The 15,950-nt window shown below is 74.0% G+C and carries 16 protein-coding genes; 3 read left to right on the top strand and 13 right to left on the bottom strand.

What is annotated here, in order from left to right; all coding sequences use genetic code 11:
* Window positions 1–160 precede the first annotated feature (160 nt).
* Window positions 161–781, top strand: coding sequence for a dihydrofolate reductase family protein (locus tag CCE02nite_RS07130; protein WP_141388980.1), 621 nt, complete (start codon window positions 161–163; stop codon window positions 779–781).
* Here the strand turns inward: CCE02nite_RS07130 and CCE02nite_RS07135 are convergent.
* The 7 genes from CCE02nite_RS07135 to pgi all read right to left on the bottom strand — a co-directional run bounded on the left by CCE02nite_RS07135 (window position 739) and on the right by pgi (window position 8,668).
* Entirely contained in the window at window positions 739–2,349 is a 1,611-nt protein-coding gene (locus tag CCE02nite_RS07135; protein WP_141388981.1) for a fused response regulator/phosphatase, read from the bottom strand. The genes CCE02nite_RS07130 and CCE02nite_RS07135 overlap by 43 nt on opposite strands.
* Window positions 2,346–4,073, bottom strand: a complete 1,728-nt coding sequence (locus CCE02nite_RS07140; protein WP_141388982.1) for an ATP-binding protein — start codon at window positions 4,071–4,073, stop codon at window positions 2,346–2,348. The genes CCE02nite_RS07135 and CCE02nite_RS07140 overlap by 4 nt, the downstream gene beginning before the upstream one ends.
* Window positions 4,070–5,110, bottom strand: coding sequence for an ATP-binding SpoIIE family protein phosphatase (locus CCE02nite_RS07145; protein WP_141388983.1), 1,041 nt, complete (start codon window positions 5,108–5,110; stop codon window positions 4,070–4,072). Before CCE02nite_RS07145 ends, CCE02nite_RS07140 begins: the two co-directional genes overlap by 4 nt.
* Complete coding sequence (locus CCE02nite_RS07150) at window positions 5,107–5,529, bottom strand: ATP-binding protein (RefSeq protein WP_141388984.1); 423 nt, start codon at window positions 5,527–5,529, stop codon at window positions 5,107–5,109. Before CCE02nite_RS07150 ends, CCE02nite_RS07145 begins: the two co-directional genes overlap by 4 nt.
* Window positions 5,526–5,930, bottom strand: a complete 405-nt coding sequence (locus CCE02nite_RS07155) for an STAS domain-containing protein (protein ID WP_141388985.1) — start codon at window positions 5,928–5,930, stop codon at window positions 5,526–5,528. Before CCE02nite_RS07155 ends, CCE02nite_RS07150 begins: the two co-directional genes overlap by 4 nt.
* Window positions 5,927–6,766, bottom strand: a complete 840-nt coding sequence (locus CCE02nite_RS07160; protein ID WP_141388986.1) for an STAS domain-containing protein — start codon at window positions 6,764–6,766, stop codon at window positions 5,927–5,929. Before CCE02nite_RS07160 ends, CCE02nite_RS07155 begins: the two co-directional genes overlap by 4 nt.
* A gap of 174 nt (window positions 6,767–6,940) precedes the next feature.
* Window positions 6,941–8,668, bottom strand: coding sequence for a glucose-6-phosphate isomerase (gene pgi, locus CCE02nite_RS07165; protein WP_141388987.1), 1,728 nt, complete (start codon window positions 8,666–8,668; stop codon window positions 6,941–6,943).
* A 216-nt stretch (window positions 8,669–8,884) separates the two neighbouring features.
* Here pgi and CCE02nite_RS07170 point away from each other — a divergent pair, with 216 nt between their 5' ends.
* On the top strand, window positions 8,885–9,463 hold the full coding sequence (locus CCE02nite_RS07170) for a dienelactone hydrolase family protein (RefSeq protein WP_141388988.1): 579 nt from the start codon (window positions 8,885–8,887) through the stop codon (window positions 9,461–9,463).
* Window positions 9,464–9,492: 29 nt separating this feature from the next.
* Here the strand turns inward: CCE02nite_RS07170 and CCE02nite_RS07175 are convergent, their stop codons facing one another.
* The 3 genes from CCE02nite_RS07175 to CCE02nite_RS07185 all read right to left on the bottom strand — a co-directional run bounded on the left by CCE02nite_RS07175 (window position 9,493) and on the right by CCE02nite_RS07185 (window position 12,254).
* Entirely contained in the window at window positions 9,493–10,686 is a 1,194-nt protein-coding gene (locus CCE02nite_RS07175; protein WP_141388989.1) for a GNAT family N-acetyltransferase, read from the bottom strand.
* Window positions 10,683–11,867, bottom strand: a complete 1,185-nt coding sequence (locus CCE02nite_RS07180; protein WP_141388990.1) for a GNAT family N-acetyltransferase — start codon at window positions 11,865–11,867, stop codon at window positions 10,683–10,685. Before CCE02nite_RS07180 ends, CCE02nite_RS07175 begins: the two co-directional genes overlap by 4 nt.
* A gap of 117 nt (window positions 11,868–11,984) precedes the next feature.
* A complete protein-coding gene (locus tag CCE02nite_RS07185) occupies window positions 11,985–12,254 on the bottom strand; it encodes a GlsB/YeaQ/YmgE family stress response membrane protein (RefSeq protein ID WP_141388991.1) in 270 nt (89 codons plus the stop codon).
* A 132-nt stretch (window positions 12,255–12,386) separates the two neighbouring features.
* Between CCE02nite_RS07185 and CCE02nite_RS07190 the strand changes: the two genes are divergently transcribed.
* A complete protein-coding gene (locus CCE02nite_RS07190) occupies window positions 12,387–12,767 on the top strand; it encodes an RNA-binding S4 domain-containing protein (protein ID WP_141388992.1) in 381 nt (126 codons plus the stop codon).
* Between the two features lie 87 nt (window positions 12,768–12,854).
* Here the strand turns inward: CCE02nite_RS07190 and CCE02nite_RS07195 are convergent, their stop codons facing one another.
* From CCE02nite_RS07195 to CCE02nite_RS07205, 3 genes are all read right to left on the bottom strand, one after another.
* Window positions 12,855–13,796 carry a type IV toxin-antitoxin system AbiEi family antitoxin gene (locus CCE02nite_RS07195; protein ID WP_141388993.1) on the bottom strand — a complete coding sequence of 314 codons (942 nt, stop codon included), beginning with the start codon at window positions 13,794–13,796 and terminating at the stop codon, window positions 12,855–12,857.
* Window positions 13,797–13,992: 196 nt separating this feature from the next.
* A complete protein-coding gene (locus tag CCE02nite_RS07200; RefSeq protein WP_141388994.1) occupies window positions 13,993–14,721 on the bottom strand; it encodes a lytic polysaccharide monooxygenase in 729 nt (242 codons plus the stop codon).
* A gap of 228 nt (window positions 14,722–14,949) precedes the next feature.
* A complete protein-coding gene (locus CCE02nite_RS07205) occupies window positions 14,950–15,696 on the bottom strand; it encodes a lytic polysaccharide monooxygenase (RefSeq protein ID WP_141388995.1) in 747 nt (248 codons plus the stop codon).
* Window positions 15,697–15,950 lie beyond the last annotated feature (254 nt).

A 15,950-nucleotide genomic window follows, 5' to 3' on the forward strand; every position in this document is an offset into this window, starting at 1 on the left:
GCCGAGCACGACATGGCGGTCGCTATCGCACGGATGACGACCGCCATGTCGTGCTCGACCGCGCGCCACGTCGTGGTCGACGGGACGATGAGTTCGCGCCGGCGCGACGGTCTGCCCCGGCATCGACCGACCATCTCCGCACCCGACCGGAAGGCCACCCATGACCGCGACGCTCGTGTCCACCCTGTTCCTCTCGCTCGACGGCGTCGCCGAGATCGACCCGGCGTGGCACTTCCCGTACTTCGACGACAACATGGCGGCGGCCGTCGACGAGGACTACCAGGACGTCGACGCGCTGCTCCTCGGGCGGGTCACGTACGACAGCTTCGCCGGCGCGTGGCCCGAGCGGGAGACCGCCGGGGGCGAGGACGCGTCGTTCGCGGCGCGGCTCGGCGACATGCGCAAGATCGTCGCGACGCGCGGCGACCAGGACCTCGGCTGGCGGCGCGTCGAGCGGCTCGACGGCGACCTCGTCGAGGCCGTGCGCGCGCTCAAGGAGGAGCCGGGGCTGGGGAAGGTGCTCGTCGCCGGGTCGATCTCGGTCGTCCGGCAGCTCCTCGCGGCCGGGCTGCTCGACGAGCTGCGGCTCCTCGTCCACCCCGTGGCGGCGCGCACGGGCGAGCGGCTCTTCGACGAGGGCGAGCCGTACTACCCGCTCACGCTCCTGCGGTCCGAGACCTATCCGACGGGGGTCGTGCGCCTGGTGTACGCCCCGGCCGAGGTGCCGGCGGAGGTCACCTACGACGACGTCGCGGACAAGGTGCCGTCCGGCGACGCCTGACGCCCGACCGCCACCACGGCGACGTCGTCCTCGCGGCCGGGGTCGTCGAACGCGGCGACGAGGTGCTCGCACATGGCCGCCGGGTCGAGCCCCGCGTGCTGGCCGGCCACCCGCTCGAGGCGGTCGAGCGCGTCGACCAGCGACCCGCCCCGGCGCTCGACGAGCCCGTCGGTCACGAGCACGAGGAGGTCGCCGGTCTCCAGGACCTCGTGGTGGGCGAGGCGCGCGCCGGGGCTCGGCACGCCGAGGATCCGGGAGCCCGACTTCGCGCGGACGACCGTCCCGTCGGCGCGCACGAGGAGCGCGGGCAGGTGCCCGGCATCCGTGAGCTCCAGGGCGCCCGTCGCCGGGTCGAGCACGCACACGCAGACCGTCGCGAACTCCGTGTGGTCGTCGCGCAGCGCCGCGTTGAGGAGGTCCAGCGCGGCGGCCGCGTCGTGGCCCTCGCGCAGATAGGCGCGCAGCGTCATGCGCACCTCCGCCATCACGGTCGCGGCGCGCAGGGAGTGGCCCTGCACGTCGCCGATGACGACGGCCACCCGCCCGTCCGGGAGGTCGAACGCGTCGTAGAAGTCGCCGCCGACGTCGAGGCGGGCGTCCGACGCCTCGTACCGCGCGGCGACCTCGACGCCGCCCCGCACGTGCAGGTCGGCCGGGAGGAGCGCGCGCTGCAGCGCGAGCGCGATGCGGTGCTCCTCGGTGAACGTGCGGAGGTTCGCCAGGGCGACCGTCGCGGCCTCGGCGAAGCGCCCGGCGGCCTCGCGCTCCTCGTCGGACAGCGGCTCGTCGCCGACCTCGATGCCGAGCCCGCCGACGAGCGCGCCCGTGCCGTCGACGAGCCAGAAGGTGAACCATGCCGACGGGCCGACCCCGGCCTCGGCGAGGAGCGGGCGCCATGGGGCCGGCACGTCGTCGGGACCGAACTCCGCGGTCATCGCTCCCGTCGGGGGGAGCACCGCGGTCGGGCCGCGGCCGCGCACGAGCACGGCGCCTTCCGTGGAGCACACCGAGCGCAGCACCACGCCGGCCTCGGCGACGACCATCGAGACGACCGCACGACCGAGGACGGCGCACGCGCCGCGCGCCGCGTGGTCGGCCACGGCCTCCGGCGACCGGGCCTCGTGGAGCGGGACGAGCGCGTCGGTGAGCGCCTCGAGCCGTCGGGCCGTCCGGCCCGCGCCCCGCTGGGCGTCGACGCGCCGGCACAGGGCGCTGATGGTCGCCAGGAACTCGTCGCGGTCGAGCGGCTCCGGCAGGTAGGCGTCCGCCCCGCCCTCGAGACCGGCGGTGCGGGCCGCGGCGTCGACGTCGGTCGCAGACACGTGCAGGACCGGCACGTGGGCCGTCGCCGGGTCCGCCTTGAGCCGGCTGCACACCTCGCGGCCCGGGATGTCCGGGAGGTTGACGTCGAGGACGACCGCGTCGACGTGCGCCGACGCCTGGGCCAGCGCCTCGCTCCCGGTCGCGGCCTCGACGACGTCGAACCCGGCGCGGCGGAGCCAGCTCGCCATGACGTAGCGGTGCGCGTGCGTGTCGTCGACCACCAGCACGGTGCGCTCGGCGCTCATCGAGCGCTCACCTCCCGGCGCAGGGTCGCGACGAGGCGGTCGCGGTCGATGCCCGACTTCGCGAGGAACGGGGCGTCGCCGATCCCCGCGGGGGCAGGCGCGCTCGACATGAGCACCGTCGCCGTCGCGGGGTAGAGGCCCTGGATCGTCGACCGGAGGGTCACCCCGTCCGTCCCCGGGAGGCACACGTCCAGGAGCACGACGTCGGCCGCGCCGTCGTGCAGGAGCGCCAGGGCGTGCGACGCGTCGTGCGCGACGCTGACCCGCGCCGCGTCGTCGCGGAGCATCGAGGAGACGACCGAGGCGTAGGCCCGGTCGTCGTCGACGACGAGCACGTGCCCGAGGTCGTGGTCCGCCTCCTCGGGCTCGGGCCGCGGGTCCGACGGGACCGCCTCGCCGACGGACAGCGACGGGAGCCGGAGCGTGAACACGCTTCCCTCCCCGGGGCGTGACGTCGCGACGAGCGCCCCGCCGAGCGCCTCGGAGGTCCGGCGCGCGTAGGGCAGCCCGAGGCCGGTTCCGCGCACGGTCGGCTGGAGACGGTTGGGGACCTGGACGAACTCCTCGAACACGGCGTCGAGCTGGTCCGCGGGGATGCCGAGACCGGTGTCCCTGACGTCGAACCGCACGACCTCCCCGTCGGCCTCCGCCCGGAGCACGACCTCGCCGTGGTCCGTGAACTTCACGGCGTTCGTGAGCAGGTTGCGCAGCACGCGGGACAGGAGCCGGCGGTCGGTGACGAGCGTGAGGCCGGGTGCGATGACGGTCCGCAGCGCGACGCCGGGGCGCACCACGGGAAGGGTCGTGCCGCGCAGCTCGTCGAGCAGCTCCGCCACGTCCACCGGGCCGGGCGCGACGTCCTCGTGCCCGGCCTCGGCGCGCGCGAGGTCGAGCAGCTCGTCGACCAGGGTGAGGAGCGTCGCGGCGCTCTCCCGGAGGAACCCCACCTGCTGGGTCTGCTCGCCGTCGAGGTGGGAGTCGGCGAGCAACGAGGTCAGCCCGAGGATCGAGTTCACGGGCGAGCGGAGCTCGTGGCTCACGTTGCGCAGGAAGCGCGTCTTCGCCTCGTTCGCCGCGGCGAGCTCGCGACCCCGCTCGTCGAGCTCGGCGTAGAGCGCGACGACGCCGGTGTTGGTCTCCTCGAGCTCGGAGGAGAGCTGGTCGTACATCGCGAGGACGCCCCGGTTCGTCTCCTCCAGCTCCACGTTGAGGCGCCGCTGCTCCTCCTGCTGGCGGGTGAGCTCGTCGAGGGTGCGGACCAGCTCCGCGTTCTGGACGCGCAGCTCGTCGACCGCGTCGGCCACGTGCGCGGCCGCGGTGGACCGCCGCACGGCCGCGAGCGTCGCCTCGTCGGTGCGCGCGGTCGCGGGGAGCGACTTGGTGAGCAGGACGCGCGTCCCGGTCGGGTCGACCTCGAGGCCACGGACGAGCCGGCGCGCCGCGGGGATGCCGCCGTCGCTCGAGTCGCCCTCGACGAGGAACGGCGTGCCCGCCACGATCTCGGCGCGCAGCGTCGCCTGGGGGAGACCGGGCAGGACCCCGACGACGACGTCGGCGGTGCCGGAGGCGACGGCGGACCGGCCGATCTCGGACAGCGCGGTCGCGACGCGCACCTGGTCCTGCGTGTCGAGCCCGAGCCGGTGGCAGATCTCCCGGCCGGCCCGACGCAGCGCGATGACGTCGGAGTCGGAGCGGAGCTGGGTGACGAGCAGCGTCGTGCTCATGCCGCCTCCCGGCCGATCGGGAGCACGGCCACGCACGAGTCGTCCCGGCGCACCGCGTGGTCGCGCAGGACGACGCCTGCGACGACGAGCGGAGAGCGCGTCGCGAGGCCCGGGTAGTCGGCGAGCGACCAGCGGTCGGTGAGCCCGTCGCTGTGCAGCACGACGACGTCGCCGGCCTCGACCGGGTACGTCGTCTCCCGCAGCGGCCGTCCCCGCGTGCCCGCGATGCCCGGGTAGCTCATGAGGCCGCGCGAGCGCGTGCCCTGGGCGGTCCCGGAGATGTTCCCCAGGCCCGCGTACCGCAGCGATCCGTCGCCGGGCACCTGGGCGACGGCGACGGCGGCGCCGCGCGTGCCCCCGAGCGCCCCGTGCACGCGCTCGAGGAGCGCGACGGGAGGACCGGCGGGCGCGTCGAGGAACGCCCGCACGGCGGCGCCCGACGCCGCGGCCGCGAGCGGGCCGTGCCCCAGGCCGTCGGCGACGAGGAGGCTCGGCACGCCGTCGTCGTGGCGGACCGCGAGCGCGTCGCCGCACACCGTCTGGCCGGTCATCGGCCGGGTGATCCCCGTCGGCTCCGCGAGACCGGCCACCGTCCCGTGCGCCGCGAACGTCGCCGCGATGACCGTCCCACGGCCGGGGGACGTCCACGCGTCCCACGAGGTCGCCAGGCGCGGCAGGGTGCCCAGGCCGATGCCGAGCGTGCCCCTGCTCGACACGCCGTCGCGCATCGCCGCGCCGATGTCCCGCATGCCCGGACCGGAGTCCACCGCGAGCACCTCGAGCGCGGTGTCGTCGCCGGTGCGCCGCACACGGACCAGCACCGTGCCCGAGCCGGCGTGCCGGCACTGGTTCGTCGCCAGCTCGGAGACCACGAGCCCGATCTCGGCCGCCCGGTCGTCGTCGAGGCCGAGCGACCGCGCGACGGTGCTCGCGCCCCGCCGCACCGTCCCGACGGCCGACGGGTGGTCGACGGTGTACCAGGTGCCGCCCTCGACGAGGCTGCGGCGCTCGTCGGGGCGGTCGAGGTCCGGGCTCATCGGGACCAGGTCGCGATCTCGACGCGGGTGCCCGCGCCGGGTGCCGTGTCGATCGCGAAGTGCTGGACGAGGCGCCGCGAGCCCGACAGTCCCAGGCCGAGCCCGCTCCCGCTGGTCCAGCCGTCGGTGAGCGCGAGGTCGAGGTCCGGGATGCCCGGTCCCTCGTCCGAGAAGACGGCGCGGACGCCGGTCCGCAGACCCTCGGTGACCAGCTGGACCTCGGCCTCGCCGCCGCCGCCGTAGACGAGCGTGTTGCGCGCGAGCTCGCTCGCCGCGGTGACGAGCTTGGTCTGGTCGACGAGCGACAGGCGCGCCTGCTGCGCGAGCGTCCGGACGAGCTGACGGACCCGGACGACGTCGGAGTCGGTGCGCACGGGGACGCGCTCGGCCGTCGACGGCGGGGTCGTGGTCGTCGTCATCTCTCCTCGCGCTCGGCGGCCGCGAGGAGCACGTCCTCGGCGGACCGCTCCTCGGGCGCGAGGAGCGCGAGGCCGCGCTCGACGTCGAGCGCCGTGCGGACGTCGCCGAGCGACAGCCCGAGCTCGACCATCGTGATCGCGACGGCGGGTCGCATCCCGACGACGACGGTCGTCGCGTCGAGCACGTGGGAGATGCCCGCGACGGACGCGAGCATGCGCCCGATGAAGGAGTCGACGATCTCCAGCCCGGAGATGTCGATGATCACTCCGCGCGCGCCGGTCTCGGTGATGCGCTCGGCCAGGTCCTCCTGGAGCCGCAGCGCGGTGTCGTCCTGGAGGTCGACCTGGATCGAGACGAGGAGCGTCGAGCCGATCTTGAGGATGGGGACGGCGTCGGTCATGCCGGGAGCCCGGTCCGCCGGGAGTCGCGGCCCGCGCGCAGCGCGTCGACGAGCGCGTCCGCGAGGCTCGCGCGCGTTCGGATGTCGCCGAACTCGATGCCGAGCGCGACGATCGTCTGGGCGATCTGCGGGCGGATGCCGCTGATCGTGCACTCGGCGCCCATGAGGCGCGCCGCGACGACCGTCTTGAGCAGGTGCTGCGCGACCTGGGTGTCCACCGCGGGCACGCCTGTGATGTCGATGATCGCGTGCTCGCTGCCCGTGTCGACGAGCGTGTTGAGCAGCTTCTCCATGACGACCTGGGTGCGCGCCGAGTCGAGCGTCCCGACGAGCGGCACCGCGACGATGCCCTCCCAGAGCTTCACGACGGGGGTCGAGAGCTCGAGGAGCTGCTCGGACTGCTCGGCGATGATCGCCTCGCGCGCCGCGGCGAACGTCTCGAACGTGAAGAGGCCGAGCTGGTCGACCAGGCGCAGGAGCGGGGTGACGTCGGTGCCGGCGTCCGTCGCCGTGGCGAGCCGGTACAGGCCCTCCTTGAGCGCGAACACGCCGATCGCCGTCTCGCGCGGGGTGAACCCGAGGCGGGCGCGCGCGGAGGAGACGTCGGCGAGGATGCCGCGGAGCTGGTCGAACGCGGCGTCGGACAGCGACACCCCGCCCGAGCGCAGGCCGTCGAGGAGCGCGTCGAGGATCTCGCCCTGCTCGCGCTCGAGCTCTCCTCGCGAGGTGCGGCCGTGCAGCTCGTGCGCGGCGGCCTCGAGCCAGGCGCTGCGCACGACGTCGGCGTGCTCCGTCAGTGTGCGGGCAAGGGTCTCGGGTGTGGCGGCGTCGGCCATCGGTGTCCTTCCGGGTTGAACGACGCCGAACGGGCTCGCGGCTGTCGCGCCGTCAGTGTACGCAGCGCGCGCGGGCTCGCAGCCGGGCCGAGGAAGGGGAGGGTCCACGAGAACGACACGAGGGCCGCTGTCCACGGGACGGCGGCCCTCCTGCCGTGGTCGTCGAGATGCAGGTCAGCTGCGCAGGTCGAGGTAGCGGTCGATGAGGGCCGCGGTGGACGGGTCCTGCGCGGCGAGGGCGTCCTCGTCGCCCGCGACGGCGGGCGCGATCTCGAGCGCGAGCTTCTTGCCGAGCTCGACGCCCCACTGGTCGAAGCTGTCGATGCCCCACACGACGCCCTGCACGAACGTGATGTGCTCGTAGAGCGCGATGAGCTGGCCCAGGACCGACGGCGTGAGCGCGGGAGCGAGGATCGACGTCGTCGGGCGGTTGCCCGGGAACGTCCGCGCGGACACGAGCTCTTCCGCCGTCCCCTCCGCGCGGACCTCGTCCGCGGTCTTGCCGAAGGCGAGCGCCTTGGTCTGCGCGAAGAAGTTCGCGAGGAACAGCCCGTGGACGTCCGCGCCGGGCTGGACGGCGCCGCCGTCGCCGACCTCGTCCGTGAGCGGGTGCGCAGGGTTCGCGACGGCGATGAAGTCCGCCGGGATGAGGCGCGTGCCCTGGTGGATGAGCTGGTAGAACGCGTGCTGGCCGTTGGTGCCCGGCTCGCCCCAGAAGATCTCGCCCGTCTCCGTGGTCACGGGCGAGCCGTCCCAGCGCACGCGCTTGCCGTTGGACTCCATCGTGAGCTGCTGGAGGTAGGCCGGGAAGCGGTGCAGGTACTGCGCGTAGGGGAGCACCGCGTGCGTGTGGGCGTCGAGGAAGTTCACGTACCAGACGTTGAGCAGGCCCATGAGGACCGGCACGTTGCGCTCGAACGGCGTGCGGCGCACGTGCTCGTCGATCGCGTGGAAACCGGCGAGCAGCTCGGCGAAGCGGTCGGGGCCGATCGCGATCGCGAGCGACGTGCCGATCGCGGAGTCGACGGAGTAGCGCCCGCCCACCCAGTCCCAGAACCCGAACGCGTTCGCCGGGTCGATGCCGAAGGCCGCGACCTTGTCGAGCGCGGTCGAGACGGCGACGAAGTGCTGCGCGACGGCGGCCTGCCGGGACTCGTCCGTGTCCTCGATCGCGCCGACCGCCGCGAGCTCCGTCCACAGCCAGTCGCGCGCGAGGCGCGCGTTCGTCAGGGTCTCGAGCGTGCCGAACGTCTTGGACGCGACGATGAACAGCGTCGTGCGCGGGTCGAGGCCCGCCGTCTTCTCCGCGACGTCCGTCGGGTCGATGTTCGAGACGAACCGCACCTCGATGTCCTGGTGCTTGTACGGCAGCAGCGCCTCGTACGCCATGACCGGGCCCAGGTCGGAGCCGCCGATGCCGATGTTCACGACCGTGCGCACGCGCTCGCCCGTGACGCCCGTCCACTCGCCCGAGCGGACCGTGTCCGCGAACGCGTAGACCTTCGCGAGCTCGCCGTGCACGTCCGCGTCGACGTCCTGGCCGTCGACGACGAGGTGCTCGTCGTCGCCCAGCGGGGTCGGCCGGCGCAGGGCCGTGTGCAGGACGGCGCGGTCCTCCGTGACGTTGATGTGCTCGCCCGTGAACATCGCCTCGAGGCGGTCGTCGAGGCGGACCTCCTCGGCGAGCCGCACGAGCAGCTCGAGCGTCTCGTCCGTGACGAGGTTCTTCGACAGGTCGACCGTGAGGTCGGCGGCCTGGTGCGTGAGGCGGCGCGCACGGTCCGGGTCGGCCGCGAACCAGGTGCGCAGGTCCGGCTCCACGGTGTCGCGGTGCACGGTCAGCGCGGTCCAGGACGGCGTGGTGGTGGGGTCGATCGGCGGCGGCACGGGCTGCGAGGTCATGACCACCAAACTACTGACCGACGTCGGCCCTCGCCCACCCCGACCGTCCCGCGGTCGATGGTCCGGTGGCCTCACGAACGGCCGTCGCAGGTCCCTGGACCCCCGGGCCCGGCGAACGTGGGCGGTCCGCGCGACGATGGTGGGCGTGCGGCCGTCGGGCGCACGCCGGTCGGCGACGGCGCCGGTCGGACAGGAGCGGACACCGAGGAGGGGACCATGGCCGAGGTCGTGCTGTTCCACCACGTGCACGGGCTGACCGAGGGCGTGCGGACGATCGCGGAGACGCTGCGGGGAGCCGGGAACGTCGTGCACACGCCGGACCTGTTCGAGGGGCGCACGTTCGCGACCCTCGACGAGGGCATGGCGCACGTGCAGGAGCTGGGGTTCGGGACGGTCCTGGAGCGCGGGCGGTCCGTCGCGGACGGGTACGACGCCGGCGTCGTCTACGCAGGGATCTCGCTCGGCGTGCTGCCCGCGCAGATGCTCGCGCAGACGCGCGCCGGCGCGAAGGGCGCGGTGCTGCTCGAGGCGTGCGTGCCGGTCTCGGAGTTCGGCGAGGCCTGGCCGGACGCCGTCCCCGTGCAGGTGCACGGCATGGACGCCGACCCGTCGTTCGCGGGGGAGGGCGACCTCGACGCCGCGCGCGAGCTCGTGGACTCCACGCCGGACGCCGAGCTGTACGTCTACCCCGGGGACCGCCACCTGTTCACCGACCCGAGCCTGCCGTCGTACGAGCCGGAGGCCGCCGCGCTCGTCACCGAGCGGATGATCCGCTTCCTCGACGGCATCCGCTGAGCGGCCGACGTCGCGGCGGCCTCCGGGGTTCAGGAGGTCGTGTCGGGCTCCCTCTCGGGCTTCCCGTCGGGTGCCGCGTCGAGCACGAGCTGCCACTCGGCGTCGACGCTCGCGGGCGCGAAGCCGAGCGCGACGTTGATCGCGAGCATGTGCGCGTTCTCCTGCGCGTTCCACGTGTGCACCCGGCGCGACGACGGCCGCGCCCGCGCGAGCTCGTCGAGCACGGCGACCTTGACGAGCATCCCGAGGCTGCGGCCGCGGTGCTCCCGGAGCGCGAGCGTGTCCTCCTGGAACACGACCTCCGGGCGGTCGTGCGGGTACGCGACCATCGAGAACGCCGCGAGCGTGCCCGACGCCGCGTGCTCGGCCGCGGCGATGACGTAGCCCTGACCGCGGTCGTGGATCTCCCGGGACGCCGCGCGGACCCGCTGGGCGTCCCACGGGTCCTCCTCGAGGTCGAGCCCGCCGCTCGGGGCGTCGGTGCTCATCCGCGTCTCGAGCACCGCGAACTGGTCGATCCACTCCTCGGGGACCTCGTCCGTCCACACGTGCACGCGGTAGCCGTCGGACCGTTCCGTCGCTGCCGTGCGCAGCGGGTCGAGCACCGCGGGCGCGACCGGGAGGTCGAGCACCGAGTGGCGCATGACCTGCTCGAGCGTGAACCCGCGGTGCAGCGCGAAGGTGGTCCCGTCGTCGTGCGCCGGGACGCGGCCGCTGCCCGTCGGCGCCTCGAGCGCGTCCGGGCCGGGCGGCGGCTCGGGCGCGAACGACGAGTCGGACTGGATCACGCGCCGTCCCTCCGCGCGCGCGACCTCCAGCGCCGCGTCCCACAGCGCGGTGCCGACGCCCCGGCGCCGGCGCGCGGGGTCCACGCCCACGTAGACGACCGCGACGTGCGTGTTGCCCTGCTGCGGGAGCGCCACCATCGAGCGTCCGACGACGTCCTCGGGCCGGGGCGTCGTGCCGTCAGGGGCGTCGTCGAGCACCGCGACCCACCGCAGCACGCGGCGGTATCCGGTGCTCGCCACCGTGCCCGCGACGGTCGCCGCGTCCAGGGCGAGGTCCGTGTGTCCGTAGATCGCGCGGTCGATCGCGTCGCCGACCCGGACCGTGCCGTGGACGGCCCAGGCGTCCGGTGCGTCGAGGCTCGGCGGGACGGGCTCGATGCGCACGCGCACGTCGCGCGCGGTGGTGGTGGTCGGTCCTGCCTGCGGTGCGGTCACTCGCCGTCCTCCGGGGTCGTCCGGCGCTGCCACGCCGCCCACACGCCCGCGGGCCGGAACCCCAGAGCGACGTTGATCGCGAGCATGTGGTCGTTCTCCTGCGCGTTCCAGGTGTGGACACGCGCGGTCGCGGGACGCTCGCGGGCGAGCGCGTCGAGGTTGGCCACCTTGACGAGCATCCCGAGCCGGCGCCCGCGGTGCTCGCGGAGCACGAGGGTGTCCTCCTGGAACGCGACGTCGTCGCGGTCGAGCGGGTACAGGAAGACCGTGAACGCGGCGAGCGTGCCGGTCGGCACGTGCTCCGCGGCGCTCAGGAGGAAGCCGTTCCGCTTCTCGGCCTGCTCACCCACCCACGTGCGCACGCGGCGCGCGTCCCACGGGTCCTCGCCGTAGTCGACGCCTCCCGTGGGCGGGTCGGTGCTCATGCGGGTGAAGAGCACGCCCACCTGATCGAGCCAGACGTCGGGGACCTCGTCGGTCCAGGTGTGCACCCGGTAGTCGGAGCCGGCGTGCTCCCGGGCGTCGTCGAGGTGCGCGCCGAGGGCGTCGGGGGCCAGCGGGAGGTCGAGCACCGAGTGGCGTTCGACCTGCTCCAGGGCGTACCCGCGCGCGCTGAGGAAGCGCGGGCCGGGGGCCTCGGCGGGGACGCGGCCGGCGCCGGTCGTGGCAGCGAGCGCGCCCGGGCCCGGGGGAGGCTCCTCGCCGTGCGAGGTGTTCGAGAGGAGCACGGTGCGCCCGGCGTCCGCGCCCAGACGCTCGGCGAGCGCGAGCAGGGGAGTCCCGATGCCGTGCCGACGCGCGGACGGCCGGACGAGCACGAAGGTCTCGCTCAGCCGCTCGTTGCTCGTGGTGGGGTGGAGCACGAACAGGTGCGCGACGACGTCGGGCACCGTGGGCGGCACGCCGTCGGCGATCAGGGCGCGGACGGCCGCGGAGCGCACCACGACGAACCGGCGCTTGGTCGCGTACTCCTGGTGGTTCATGCCCGAGAGCACGTCCCGGGGTCGGAGCGCGAGGTCGTCGTAGCCGTGGACCTCGAGCTCGTGCTCGCGCTCGAGGTCCGCGACGGCGTGGTACGCCCACGCGTCGGGGTCGTCGAGCGACGCGGGGTGCGGAGCCTCGACGAGCGTGTACCCCGGCGGGAGGGACACCTCGGGGGTGGTGCGGGCGACGCTGCTCATGCCGTCCAGCGTTCCCGCGCCGGCGGACGATGTCCACGTCTTTTGGTACGACGACGGCCCGGGCTCCCGCAGGAGCCCGGGCCGGGTGCGCCGCCGGTCGCGGCGGTCGTCGATGCCCTACTTGCGTGCCGAGCGGCGCGAGATCGCGCCCCAGATGAGCAGCACGAGCAGCGAGCCGACGAAGGCCCAGAACCACGTGGTGAGCGAGAAGAACTCGTCGTTGGCGTCCGCGCCGAACAGCGCGCCGCCGATCCATCCGCCGAGGAGGGCGCCGAGCACACCCACGATCAGCGTGACGATCCAGCCACCTGCTGCCTTGCCCGGCAGGATCGCGCGCGCGATCGCGCCCATGATGAGGCCGATGAGGATCCATCCGATGAAGCTCATCCCTGTCTCCGTTCCTTTGGGGGGACGAAACAGTCATAGGGGGCAACCACCCCGTATGCCTGCCTTCACGGTGGCACGGTGCGAGCCGGTTCGCACGCCGGGCGTGGTGCGCGCGGTCGTTACGCTCGGGGGATGGCGACGACCGAGGCGACGAGCGCGCGTGTCGACAGCTGGCTGTGGGCCGTCCGGGTGTTCAAGAGCCGGTCGCAGGCGACCGCGGCGGTCAAGGCCGGGCACGTGCGGGTCAACGGAGAGCGTGCGAAGCCGGCGACGGGCGTCAAGGTCGGCGACCGCGTCGTCGTGCGCGGCGGCCCCGCCGAGAGAATCCTCGTCGTCGAGAGGATCCTGGTGAAGCGTGTCTCGGCGCCCCTCGCCGCGCAGGCCGTGATCGACCAGAGCCCGCCCCCACCGCCCCAGGAGCTCACCGTCCGCGTCGCCGTCCGCGACCGCGGCGCCGGGCGCCCGACGAAGCGCGAGCGTCGCGACCTCGACCGCCTCCGGGGCCGCGGCTGACGCCCGCCGCCGACGGCTGCGTCCGTGCGCGAGAGATGCGTTCGCAGACGCAGCGCTTGCACGCAGACGCAGCACTCGGCGTCGCCCTCAGAGCAGGCCGGGGCGTGCGACGCGCGGCACCTTGCTCAGGGCGGGGACCATCCGCCGGACGCGGTCGGCGACCTGCTGCTCGCTGCGCAGGTCCGGTGTGGTGACCCGCAGGATCCGCCAGCCCTCCTCCTCGATGGCCTCCTGCCGACGCTTCTCCCGGTAGAGGACTCTCGCCGGGTCGCCACCGGCGAGCTCGCCGTACTTGACGAACCCGTCGAACTCGACGAGGAGGCGCCACTCGTCCCAGCCCATGTCGGCCCGGAACGTGCCGAGGCGCGTGGGGACGACGAGCTGGGTCCGGGGCGCCGGGAGGCCGTGGCGCAGGATCGCGTACCGCGTGACCGACTCCCCGGGACTCTCCGCCCCGGCATCGGCGACGGCGAGCACCGCCCGGGCTCGCACCGCGCCACGGCTGCGTGCTTCGTGCGACCTGTGTCTGAGCTCCTCGGGGTCTGCTCCTCGTCGTAGCGCCGCGTCGGCGACGACGAGCCCCTCCCGCGCCGGCAGGGCCCTCGCGCAGTCGAGCACGGTGCGCTCGAGCGTGGTCACGGGCAGGCCGGAGACCTGGGTGAGGTCTTCCGGCGCGACGGCGACGCGGTGGCGTACCAGGTCGGACGCCGCACCGCGGCCCGGGACGTTGCGCTGCACCACGTGCACCTGCGCCGGTGCGCGCCAGAGCGGCAGCCCCCACACGAGCGCCGCGGTGGGCCCGTAGAAGCAGAAGCGGCCCTCGAGCTGGCGCGCGACGGCCTGGATGCGGGCCTCGGCGATCCGACGCTCCGCTCGGGCGGGTGGAAGGGACCGGTTCCGGTCGGCACCGAGCAGGTACGCACCGCGGCGAAGCCGCAGCGCGGTGCCCGCGTCGAGCGCGGCGAGGACCTGAGGGCGCGGAACCTCTGCGGCGAGGACCGTGCGCGGGAGCGGCTCGGATGTGGTCACGCGCGGAACGATGGCAGCGTCGCCGTGTCGGGCGGGGTCTTGGCGCAGACATCTGTGGACAGAACGATCCTGTGGTCGAACCAGGCGGCGGGAGATGGGCGGGTTCGAGCCCGGTCGTCGAGAGATGCGTCAGCGGCCGACGGAGGCGTTCAGGGACGCATCCGTCGACCGCTGACGCAGCGTTCGGTGGGTCAGGTCAGCAGGCGCCGAGGTCCTTCCAGACGCCCCACTGGCCGCTCTGGGCGGGGTTCTCGCCCGTCGTCCACCACTTGGCCTGGTAGTTGCGGCCGTCGTGGGACACGTTCGCACCGCCGAGGTACACCCCGCCGGCGGTCCACGCCGGCGCCGTGCAGTCGCCGGGCTCCGGGTCGGTGGGCTCGGGGTCCGGGTCGCCCGGGTCCGTGCCGCCGCTGCCGATCTTCAGGTCGACGCAGTTGTAGAACGCGTTCACCGTGTTCGACACGTTCCAGCGCGCGAGGATCGTGTGGTTGCCCTCGGGCAGGCCAGTCAGCGTGTGGGAGATGTTGCTCGGAGGCTGCGCGCCGCCCTGGTTGAACGTCTTGAACAGCACGCCGTCGACGAAGTACTCCCACGTGCTCGTGTTGTGCGCCGCGGTGAGCTTCCACTGGAACGTCACCGACGTGCCGGTCTGCGTGCGCGGCCACGGCTTGCTCGCGTCGTCGAGGATGCTGAACCCGCTGCCGCCGGAGCACTTCATCGAGCCCTTGGGGGCCTCGACGGACTGCGGCTCGTACTTGATGCCGCCGCAGTCGAAGGACGTGGTGCCCTTCGCGCAGTGGTCCTGCCGGCTCGGCGGGGACGTGATCCAGCCGTGCGCGCTCGCGCTCGGGGCGATCGCCACGGGGGCGATGATCGCGACCGCGCCGACGACGGCCGCCAGGAGTACCGCTCTCAGTCTTCGCATGAGATGTCTCGCTCTCCATCCGGTGGTGCAGGGTCCTGCGGCGCGCTTCGTCGCGGGCCGCTCTCGGATCGGGCGCTCTCGACGCTACGAAACGTGAGGAGTGCGGACAATTGGGCAAAGCCCGTACGTGCTTCCGCGTACCCGGTGCGCCGCTCACGCCCGGCACGCACGACGGCGGGTGCCTCGCCCGTACGGACGAGGACACCCGCCGTCGCGGGGTTCAGCCGGTCAGCAGGCGCCGACCAGCTTCCACGGGCCCCACGCCTCGGAGCCCGGGACGTTGTTCAGCGTCCACCACTTGGCCTCGTAGACGTTCCCGTCGTGCGACACCTTCGCGCCGCCCGTGTAGGTCGCCGTCGCGGACCACGCCGCGTCCGTGCAGGTGCCCGGCTCGCCGCCGCCCGGGTTCTCGCCCTCGTCGCCGCCGGGGTTCTCGCCCCCGCCGGGGTTGGTGCCGTCGGCGGTCACGGTCAGGTCGACGCAGTTGTAGAACGCGTTCACCGTGTTCGAGACGTTCCAGCGCGCGAGGATCGTGTGGTCGCCCAGCGGCAGCCCCTCGAGCGTGTGCGAGATGTCCTTGGGGGGCTGGACGCCGCCGCCGTCGAACGTCGCGAAGAGCTGGCCGTCGACGAAGTACTCCCACACGCTCGTGGCGTGGTTCGCGGTGAGGTTCCACTGGAACGTCACGTCGCGACCGGTGGTCGTGCGGGGCCAGGGCTTGCTCGCGTCGTCGAGGATCGCGTAGCCGCTGCCGCCGGAGCACTTCATCGAGCCCTTGGGGGCCTCGACGGACTGCGGCTCGTACTTGATGGACCCGCAGTCGAAGGACGTGGTGCCCTTCGCGCAGTGGTCCTGCCGGGAGGGCGGGGAGGTGATCCAGCCGTGCGCCGAGGCGCTGGGGGCGATCGCGATCGGGGCGATGATCGCGGTCGCGCCCACGACGGCGGCGAGGAGCGCCGCGCGGAGTCGCTTCATGGGGGACTCGCTTCCTGTGTCGGGGAGGGCCGACGCCGTGCGGAGCCCGCACCGTCGGCCGTGACGGGTGGACCGTAGGCAGCCGGGTGACGTCCGCTCAACGACTACGCACGACCGGCGTCGGGTACGGGAAGTCCCGTACCCGGCGGGTCGATTCGCCGGGATCGTGCGCCTGCACGGTCGGGCTCGCTGCGTCGTCGTGCCCCGCCGAGCGGCGTGGCGGGTGGAAACCATGTGGGGACCACGTATCTCCG

This window comes from Cellulosimicrobium cellulans (genome assembly GCF_006539945.1).
Classification (GTDB): domain Bacteria; phylum Actinomycetota; class Actinomycetes; order Actinomycetales; family Cellulomonadaceae; genus Cellulosimicrobium; species Cellulosimicrobium cellulans.